Source organism: Pseudoalteromonas sp. AWM4_233 (assembly GCF_056158285.1).
In genome coordinates, this window is sequence record NZ_JBSWSZ010000091.1 from 1 (window position 1) to 2329 (window position 2329).

A 2329-nucleotide genomic window follows, 5' to 3' on the forward strand; every position below is an offset into this window, starting at 1 on the left:
CATATACGTATTGCTAAGGTTAACCTGGTACACATCACAAATGCTATACGATGGTTTTAGAACATCGAACACAGTTAAGCGCTTTGAACGAATTCAACTGATACGTTATTTTGAACTACTTGATCAAGCTGAAAAAGATTGCACTTCAGGCAAGTATTGCTTACCTAGATGTGCAAAAGTTCACTGAGTTAGTTGAGCTTGCTGAAAAAAACTTAAAAGAGCACGAGGCTGTCTATCAGCAAATAGAGCAAAGCGTTGGTGCTGGTGTTGCTAGAGCAGCAGATTCTTGAACAAATTAATGGTCGCCTCTCGCTTGCGCAATCGAATGTTATGACAGAGTATGCAAACTTGCATGATGTAAGTGCTCGCTATTTACGCATTGTTGGAGAGCTGCCAACAAAAGGAACTGCAAAAGCAAGACTAAGTGATGATGCAATTCCCATCACCATCAATCAAGCACTTGATATAGCTTACAAAAGCAGCCCTAACTTTTACGCGTCTCTGTATAATATCGAAGCGCAAAAAGCGAATGCTGATTCACAACGCTCCGCATTTCATCCTAATGTAGATTTATCTGCACGCTACGGAATGCAAGATAGAGATGAGTTAGGTTTAAATGAAACTCGCTCTGAGGCAAGAGTTGGTATAGATATTCGCTACAATTTATACAATGGTGGCTTAGACAGTGCGAATCTTGATCAAGCCTATCAAGAGATTAATGTTGCTAAATATCAGCGCGACCAAACCTGTATTGAAATTAGACAAAACCTTCAAGTTGCTTATAACAATGTGCAGGTTTTACAAAATAAGATCCCTTCTCTTGCTAGTCATAAAGAGTCATCTAATAAAGTAAAATATGCCTATAAAGACCAGTTTGATATTGGCCAAAGAACGTTACTTGATGTGCTTGACGCTGAAAATGAAGCATTTCAATCAAATCGTTCTTATATCGCGGCTCTATATGACAGACAGTCAGCTATTTTAACTATGCTTGCGGAGATGGGGAAATTACTCGACACGCTCAACGTTACATCCGACAAGTTTCCAAAAATTACAGAGTTAACTGATGACCCAATTGCATTAAATGCAGACAGTATTTGTCCAAAATTTGATGTAGCTGCAACGATTGGCAGACAAGCATTCTTGCAGAAAAAAAAACAGCAAGATAATGCATATATGACAGTAACCGCTATGCCTAGCTACTTAACTATGCCGGCAACTCCTGTCGAAACAGCTACGACATTTGCCGATGATGATAATGATGGTATCGCAAATGCGCAAGATGAATGCCCATCTACGCCTGCATTTACGGAGGTTGATGAAAAAGGCTGCACAAAGTATCGAAGCAACACGAGTAATGTAGAGATTGGCATTCCTTTTCTCGCAGACTCAAGTGTTGTGCGCCCTCAGTATATGCAGGAAATAGCTCGACTTGCTGATTTCTTAAAAGAACACCCCAACAAAAATGTTGAAATTCAAGGGCATGCTTCCCTTGAAGGACCAGCCCTTCACAATAGAAAGCTCTCTGAAGAACGCGCATCTTCGGTTGCTGAGATATTAATCCAGCAATACGGTATTGCCCCAAACAGAGTGAAATCGCTTGGTTATGGTGTTGATCAACCAAGAATAAATGAGATTTCAGTTAGAGCAAATGCTGCAAATCGTCGCATTGAAGCAGTGATAACCGACGCAGGTAGCCGCCCAGCAGTCATGAAAGATGGCTGGTCGTAAAGCTCATGGTGAATTTGATACCAATTCGCTTAATTTAGTATTTTTGCGCATTGGTATAAGTATGGATATTGTATGCAAGAAACTGATGCTCAAGATCATGGTGGCAGCCTTGTTGACTGTCTAGAAACGCTATGCCGCTATCATGATCGAGAATTTTCTCGTGAAACATTATTAAGCGGTTTACCCCTTGAGAACGGCTTATTGACTCCGTCAGGTTTTTCACGTGCCGCTAAACGTATAGGCTTTAAAACTAAAATTGTTCACAAACCCCTATGCGACCTTAATACAGCTTTGTTACCTGCGGTGTTAATCCTAAAAGGTAATAAAGCCTGTGTAATTACTGAGCTTGATATCGAAAACGACAGCGCTGAGGTCATCTACCCTGAATTAAATGACTCCGCCGTTAAAATCAGTATTACAAAACTTGCTGATAGCAGCACAGCAATGGTTATTTATGCACAGCCCGAATTCGCTTTTGACGCACGCTCCCCTGTACTACAAAAATTAGCCAAAGATGGCTGGTTTTGGGGAGTCATCAAAGAGTGCCGAAGTTTATACAGGTGCTGGAGTCTTGTGTCCCAGTTACCAGGTTAACCTT

Annotated in this window: 3 protein-coding genes; all 3 read left to right on the forward strand. The window is 41.0% G+C overall.

The features are described 5' to 3' along the window. Window positions 1-119: 119 nt before the first annotated feature. The 3 genes from ACXAC4_RS20905 (at window position 120) to ACXAC4_RS20915 (ending at window position 2325) form a co-directional block, all read left to right on the forward strand. Complete coding sequence (locus ACXAC4_RS20905) at window positions 120-290, forward strand: hypothetical protein (protein ID WP_475165104.1); 171 nt, start codon at window positions 120-122, stop codon at window positions 288-290. Further along, complete coding sequence (locus ACXAC4_RS20910; RefSeq protein WP_475165107.1) at window positions 268-1731, forward strand: TolC family protein; 1464 nt, start codon at window positions 268-270, stop codon at window positions 1729-1731. Before ACXAC4_RS20905 ends, ACXAC4_RS20910 begins: the two co-directional genes overlap by 23 nt. 72 nt (window positions 1732-1803) lie before the next feature. Beyond that, window positions 1804-2325: a cysteine peptidase family C39 domain-containing protein gene (locus tag ACXAC4_RS20915; protein WP_475165108.1), complete on the forward strand. Its 522-nt coding sequence runs from the start codon at window positions 1804-1806 to the stop codon at window positions 2323-2325. The last annotated feature ends 4 nt before the right edge of the window (window positions 2326-2329 follow it).

What these genes read in the sequence shown, in the direction of transcription:
- ACXAC4_RS20915 (WP_475165108.1), top strand. Translation starts at nt 1,804, where the DNA reads ATGCAAGAAACTGATGCTCAAGATCATGGTGGCAGCCTTGTTGACTGT.